The sequence below is a fragment of the Chitinimonas sp. genome (genome assembly GCF_036568685.1).
In the GTDB taxonomy this organism is placed as follows: Bacteria; Pseudomonadota; Gammaproteobacteria; order Burkholderiales; family Chitinimonadaceae; genus Chitinimonas.
Genome location: NZ_DATCSC010000006.1, coordinates 40,169 through 46,891, shown reverse-complemented (window position 1 = coordinate 46,891; position 6,723 = coordinate 40,169). Strand labels below are relative to the sequence as shown.

Sequence of the window (6,723 nt, the reverse complement as noted above, 5' to 3'; positions counted from 1 at the left end):
AAGCCGCGGCTGGTCCAGTACTGTATGCCCAGCTTGAGGCTGTTGCTGGCCATGGAGGTCGGCCCACCATGACTGGTGACGATCAGGGGCGGCAGCTCGGCCGCCGGGGCCTGGTAGCCGGCATGCTGTGGCGGATAGTAGAAGGCATGCGCGCTACGCCCCTCCCCACTGGGGTAGTGCAACGACTGCGGGACTGAAAGATGTTCGACCGCCGGTGGCTCGGCCAAGCTGCGGGCCAGCACGGTCATTTCCCCGGTCGCAAGCTGGATATGCACCACCTGGGCCGCCTGGGTGGGCGATGCCGCCACCACCACCACGCAGCCGCTGCCCACGGCAATATCCTGAAAGTCCGTGTAGGGCGTGGCGATGGCCTGCCATTCGCCCTTGCGCAGGTCCAACCGCAAGAGCTTGCCCTCGCCCTGCTCGATATAGCTGGCCACGATCTCATGCGCGCTGGCAAAGCCGTACATGCTCTGGCCAAACACCCACTGCGGCCGGCCAAATTCCGCCGCCATGGGGCAAACCGGCACCAGAACCTGCTCGGCCACGCGGTGGATATTCCACCAGCCGCTGCGGTCCGACACCACGTAGAGTACGCCATCGGGCGACCAGACCGGCTGGCACAGCGATTCCCCACTGCCACCCGCGAGCTTGCGCACCCGCTGCAACGCGCCGTCCGAATCCACATCGGCCAGCCACAGCTCGGTCTCGTTCCAGGGCATGGCCGGATGGTTCCAGCACAGCCAGGCCAGGTGGCGGCCGTCGGGCGAGAGCCGCGGCGCTGCATAGAAGTCGTAACCACTGGTCAGCAGTTGCTGGCGGCCATCCAGCCCCAGCGCCACCAGGCTGTTGACCGGCTCCTCGCCACCCATGCCGTGATCCTCGCGCACCGCAATCAAGCGGCCACGCAAGCGGTCCAGCACAAAGTCCGCATGCCGCTGCTGGCCATCCTGGGTCAGCGCGCGGATGTTGCCGTCAGCTTCGCTGACGTAGACCAGGTTGTCGGTAAAGTTGGAGAAATACAGCGCGCCGCCAGCCGGTAGATAGGCCCCACCGCCGTACTCGTGCACGCGGGTGCGCACGTTGTACGGCGCTGGCACACGTTGGCGCGGCACATCGTGCGGCTTGCCGCCTACCACCGTCTGCCTGCCGCCCTCGGCCGGCAGCCCTTGCTGCCAATAGGCGGTACCGCCATCGAGCCTGGGCGAGGCCAATGGCAGCACCCCGGCGGCCAGCCAGGCGGCCGAGATGGGCGAGGCCCAGGTACCATAGGGAGCGGTCTTGCGGGTATGCATGGTGGGTTCCTGAGCGAGGCGTTTACTGGAATCGATAGCAGCTAGCCAGGGCCTGCGGCAAGCCGGGGCGACAGCCGTGTCTTCCATGGTACAGGCAGCCGCGCATTTACAGCGCCGTCACAGTTCTGCCCTGGGCTTGCGCTACCATGCCTGCTTTGCCTCCACCCGGATACACACCATGGCCGTCCACGCCGCTCCCGGTTTCGTCCTGCTCGCGGTCGTTCCCTTGGTCGCGTGGCGCATCTACAGTCGGGTGCGGCGCCTGGTGGGACAGCAAAAGCTCTCGCCCATCCGTCCGTGGCTCACAGTCACGCTGCTGCCTTTGCTGCTGAGTGTGCTGGTACTGTTTTCGCTAAGCCATCCGCTCAATCTGGCCGCCCTGGCCGGCGGCGCCGCACTGGGCGTCGGCCTGGGCATCTATGGGCTGCGCACCACCCGCTTCGAGGCAACCGCGGCCGGGCTCTACTACACCCCCAACGCCCACCTCGGCATCGCCCTCTCGCTGCTGCTGGTAGGCCGCGTGCTCTATCGCCTGGCCCATCTCTATTTTGCCGGCGAGCTCGGCAACAGCCGGCAAGACCCGCAAGACATGCTGAGCCCGCTCACGCTGGTGATCTTTGGCACCCTGGCCGGCTACTACGTCTGCTATGCCGTAGGCCTATTGAGCTGGAAGCATCGTGTCGCGCGCCAGCGCATCAGCCATGGAACCTAGCGTTTGTCTGTCGGTTCTATGTCACTCCCCCTTTAGAGGGATAGGCGCGACCGCTCGTCGGGTCCACACTATCCGTAATACTCGGAGCGCAAGCTAACCCATCGCCTGTCCAGGCGGTCACATTGACTTGCCTTGCACCGCGGCCTATCACAGGCAGGCAGCCCTATACGCGCCGTCACCCCACCGGAGCACGCAGCATGAGCACCCAGATCGTCACCCCGTCGGACGAGTCCGACGCGCCCCACAGCCTGATCGCCACCCGCGGCCACCAGATGTTCCCGCAGCTCAAGGATCACGAGATCGAGCGCATGCGCCGCTTTGGCCAGGTGCAGAGCTGGAGCGAGGGGCAATTGCTGGTCGAATCGGGCAAGGTCGGCCCTGGCATGATCATCATCACCGGCGGCCAGGTGGAAATGTCCTACCTCGACGCCCACGGCAAGCGCCACAAGATCGTCGACCACACGCCCGGCCACTTTATTGGTGAGGTTGGCCAGCTCAGCGGCCAGCGCGCCCTGGTAAATGCCCTGGCCACCTCCGACGTGGAAGGTATCGTCATTTCCCCTGAGGGCCTGCGCGCTGTCATGGTGGCGGAGGCCGAGGCCGGCGAGCGCATCATGCGCGCACTGATCTTGCGCCGGGTGGGTCTGATCGAGACCGGTGGCGGCGGTCCGGTGCTGGTGGGCAGGGTCAACCACCCCAAGCTGATCTCGCTGCAGAACTTCCTGCACCGCAACGGCCACCCGCATACCACACTCGATTGTTCTTCCGCGCCCGAGGCCATCGCGCTGGTGGTGCGCGTCTCGCCCGACGTGGCCGAAATGCCGCTGGTCGTCTGCCCGGACGGCACCATCCTGCATGACCCGACCGAGGCCCAGCTGGCCAATACCCTGGGCCTCCTACCCAGCTTCAACGAGAACGACATCTACGACGTGGCCGTGGTCGGCGCCGGCCCCGGTGGCCTTGCCGCCTCGGTGTATGCCGCGTCCGAAGGCCTCTCGGTGCTCACCCTGGACTGCCGCGCCCCCGGTGGCCAAGCCGGCGCCAGCGCCCGGATCGAGAACTACCTCGGCTTTCCCACCGGTATCTCCGGCATGGCGCTGGCCGGTCGGGCGCTGGTACAGGCCGAGAAGTTCGGTGCCCAACTCGCGATCCCCATCCAGGTCAGCCACCTCGATTGCAGTACCACCCCACCGGTGCTGACCTTCTCGGATGGCACCCGCGTCCGCGCCCGCACCGTCGTGATCGCCTGTGGCGCAACCTACCGCCGGCCGCGCTTTCGCAACCTCTGCACCTACGAGGGCAAGGGCATCTACTACTGGGCATCCCCGGTCGAGGCCCGACTCTGCGCCCGCGAGGAGGTCGCCATCGTCGGCGGCGGCAACTCGGCCGGCCAGGCGGTGGTCTTCCTCGCCAGCCACGCCCGCCATGTGCATCTCTTGATCCGCGGCCCCAGCCTTGCCGCCTCCATGTCCAAGTACCTGATCGACCGCATCGCCAGCCTGCCCAACGTCACCCTGCACGCCCATACCGAGGTGACCGGCGTGGATGGCGACGAGACCGGCCTCAAGACGGTGCATTGGCGCAAGCGTGGCGAGGAAGAGCCGACCGAGCACGCCATCCGCAACCTCTTCCTGTTTACCGGTGCCGACCCCAATACCAGCTGGCTCAAGGACTGCGCTGTCACCACCGACGAGAACGGCTTCGTGCTCACCGGCGAGAAGGCCGGCATCGGCCTTGATCGCAGCTGTGTCTCCCTGGAGACCTCGGTCCCCGGCGTCTACGCCATCGGTGACGTGCGCTCCGGCTCGACCAAGCGGGTAGCTGCGGCAGTAGGTGAAGGTGCGGCCGTGGTGGCGCAGATCCACCAGTACATCGCTGCCCTACCCGTAGAGCAGCAGGCGGCAGTCGCAGAACCTGTTTGTTAGCACCAACAAACCAAAACAAACGCCCCCGCCAATTGGCGGGGGGCGTTTGTTTTACAGCGCTAAATCTTACTGCCTGCAGCTAGCAGTGAAGTCATAGCCCCGGTCGTAGACCTGAGTACTCACATCCAGCATGCCCAAGAGGGTGTGGAAGAGATTGTCGTGGCTCAGCGGCTCGGCCGACTTCTGGCGCAGGCACTCGGGTTTGAGCTTGAAGCTCTCGGCATAGCCCTGGCTCAGCCACATGATCATGGGCACATGGGTCTGCTCGGCCGGGGCAATGGCACGCGGCAGGCCGTGCAGGTAGACGCCGTTTTCACCCAGCGATTCGCCATGGTCAGAGACATAGACCAGGGCCGCATCGTGGCTGGTCTGCGTTTGCAGCAGACGGATGGCCTGGGCCAGGAAGTGGTCGGTATAGCGGATGGCGTTGTCGTAGCCATTCACGATCTCCTGCCGCTGGCACTTGCCCAGCTCGGAGGTCTCGCATACCGGCGTATAGGCCTTCTGCGCCGCCGGGTAGCGCTCGTAGTAGGCCGGGCCATGGTTGCCCAACTGGTGCAGCACCACCACCATGCTGCCCGGGTTGGCGGCAATGCGCTGGTCCAGGTCCTTGAGCAGGATCTCGTCCAGGCAGCGGCCATCGGCGCAGAGCTTGGGGTCCTTGTCGTTGTCGAGCTGGTCGGTCTTGAGGTCGCTGCACACACCCTTGCAGCCGGACTGGTTGTCGCGCCAGGTCACGTCGAGCTTGGCGCGGTTCAGCACATGCAGGAGGGACTCGTGCGTCTTGATCTTGGTCTCGTCGTAGTCGTGCCGGCCAAAGGGCGAGAACATGCAGGGCACCGAGACCTCGGTATTGGTGCCGCAGGAGGTCACCTGGCTGAAGTTGAGCACGTTCAACGCCGCCAGCTCCGGCGTAGTCTGCCGGCTGTAGCCATTGAGGCCCCAGTTGGCCGCGCGGGCAGTCTCGCCCACCACCAGCACCAGCACCGTCGGCCGCTTGCGCTCGGCCCAACTGGCGCCCAGCTTGGCATCCGCCCCCACCACCGTCTTGGGGCCGGCTGGCCGCTGCTGATCGGCCGCAACCACCTTGATCAGGGATACGACAAAATTACCCGGGGTGATCAAATGGCGTAGCGCCGGGTTGTTGCGCATCAGGGCAGAGAAGCTCTGGAACACCAGCAGCAGCGCACATACCGCCGCCAACAGTGCCACCAGCATCCAGCCCAGGCGCTGCAACACGGCACGTACAATTGGTACGCGCTTGATCCGGCTGCGCCACAGCACCACCAGCGGCAGGCTGGTCACCAGCAAGAGGTGGAGGAACAGCCCCATGGTCAGAAGTTCGCTGGCCTCCTTGGGGTCGGTCTTGAGCACATTGCGCACCATGGAGGTGTCGTAATAGACGTGGTACTTGGCAGTGAAATAGCTGGCCGCGCCGGTGGCGAGGATCAGCACCGTCATCAGGGGCTTGATCGTCCAGCGGTTGCTCACCAGGACCAGGCAGAAGAAGTGCAGCGCGGCAAGGGCCACACCCACCATGGCGGCAAACAGCCAACTGCTGGCCGAGGCGGCATCGCGGCCGGCCAGCGCGTTCTGCCAGAAGGCGCTGTTGCAGAACAGAATGAAATAAACGCTCAGCAGCGCGACCAGGGTCTCGACCCGTAGCTCGGGACGATTACGCAAGCGGTCGACAAGGGAAGAACGGGGCGTAGCGGAGAAAATGCGCTGCACGTGAAGCATCCTGGAAAGAGGCACAGCCCCGTACCGACCGCGGGTTCGGGCCAATACGAGGCGTAGAGACGGGATTTGATCCGGCCGGATTGGATCGGACTAGCCTTAACCCGGCATTAAGCCATAAAAGCGGCCGATCGCGTATGCGAAGCTAGCGCATCAGGAACTCGCGTACCAGCACCTCTTCCTGCCTGCTGCCCGCCATGCCGGCTATGCCCTGGTCCAGCACGGTCAGCAGTTCCTGCGCGTAGGGCACACGCTTGCTAACCAGCATATGGAAGGCTGCCGGGGCTGTCCCAGGTATCTGCCCCCAGCCGAAGTTCGGATTGCGGCTGTAGTCCACACCGTTGATCAGGCGATGGCCGGCAGCGATCTCAAGCCGTGCCAGCACCACGGTGCAGCGGCCGGCCTTGAGCTTTTCCATGGCCAGGGGCAACGAGGCGGTCGAGGCATCGACCTCCGCCTCGCGCAGGCCGTAGTTGCCAAAGTTGGCTCCTGTCAGCCCGCACACTGCTTGCCGGTGCAGATCGGCCACGCTGGCAATGGCCGGTGGCGGCTTGTCCTTGGCGTAGAAATAGACATCGGTCATCTGGTAGTAGACCCGGCTCACCAGAAAGGTATCGCGCCGCTCTTCGTTGAGCGAGGCATCGAGCAGCATGTCGACACGGCCGGCTGCCACGTCCTGCTGGCAGCGCCGCCAGGGCAGCAGCTCGATATGGGCCTGCACGCCCTGCGCAGCCAGAACAGCCTTGAGGTACTGCACCGAATAACCCTGCACTTCAGGGGTAGGCAGTCCATCCTTGCGCACAAAATAGACATACGGCGGCCATTCGCTGGCCTTGCTGCAGACTTGGATCACACGGGGAAGCTGGGCCTGCGCCAACGTGGGCAGCAAGCAGGACAAGACGGCGGCCAACCAAGGCGCCAGGCGGCTGAGACCAGGCATATCCACTCCTGCATGCGAGCCATCATTCCCCACCCGCCATGCGCCCAGGTGCACCGACGGGGCCGGCCCGTGCAATGCACCGCCGACCCCTGTTTGATAGCCGATCGAGCACCG

The 6,723-nt window shown here is 65.1% G+C and carries 5 protein-coding genes; 2 read left to right on the top strand and 3 right to left on the bottom strand.

Features of this window, described 5'->3' with window-relative positions:
- A partial coding sequence (locus VIM95_RS01095; protein WP_331981820.1) for a hypothetical protein occupies positions 1-1,295 on the bottom strand: 1,295 nt, incomplete at its 3' end.
- Between the two features lie 178 nt (positions 1,296-1,473).
- Between VIM95_RS01095 and VIM95_RS01090 the strand changes: the two genes are divergently transcribed.
- Positions 1,474-2,007, top strand: coding sequence for a hypothetical protein (locus tag VIM95_RS01090; RefSeq protein WP_331981817.1), 534 nt, complete (start codon positions 1,474-1,476; stop codon positions 2,005-2,007).
- A gap of 197 nt (positions 2,008-2,204) precedes the next feature.
- On the top strand, positions 2,205-3,932 hold the full coding sequence (locus VIM95_RS01085) for an FAD-dependent oxidoreductase (protein WP_331981814.1): 1,728 nt from the start codon (positions 2,205-2,207) through the stop codon (positions 3,930-3,932).
- A gap of 66 nt (positions 3,933-3,998) precedes the next feature.
- Here the strand turns inward: VIM95_RS01085 and VIM95_RS01080 are convergent, their stop codons facing one another.
- Both VIM95_RS01080 and VIM95_RS01075 read right to left on the bottom strand, forming a co-directional pair.
- Complete coding sequence (locus VIM95_RS01080) at positions 3,999-5,663, bottom strand: phosphoethanolamine--lipid A transferase (RefSeq protein WP_331981811.1); 1,665 nt, start codon at positions 5,661-5,663, stop codon at positions 3,999-4,001.
- Positions 5,664-5,814: 151 nt separating this feature from the next.
- The gene (locus VIM95_RS01075) at positions 5,815-6,609 is read right to left on the bottom strand and encodes a substrate-binding periplasmic protein (protein ID WP_331981808.1); all 795 of its coding nucleotides are present in this window, start codon (positions 6,607-6,609) and stop codon (positions 5,815-5,817) included.
- Positions 6,610-6,723 lie beyond the last annotated feature (114 nt).

What these genes read in the sequence shown, in the direction of transcription:
- VIM95_RS01075 (WP_331981808.1), bottom strand. Translation starts at nt 6,609, where the DNA reads ATGCCTGGTCTCAGCCGCCTGGCGCCTTGGTTGGCCGCCGTCTTGTCC.
- VIM95_RS01090 (WP_331981817.1), top strand. Translation starts at nt 1,474, where the DNA reads ATGGCCGTCCACGCCGCTCCCGGTTTCGTCCTGCTCGCGGTCGTTCCC.
- VIM95_RS01085 (WP_331981814.1), top strand. Translation starts at nt 2,205, where the DNA reads ATGAGCACCCAGATCGTCACCCCGTCGGACGAGTCCGACGCGCCCCAC.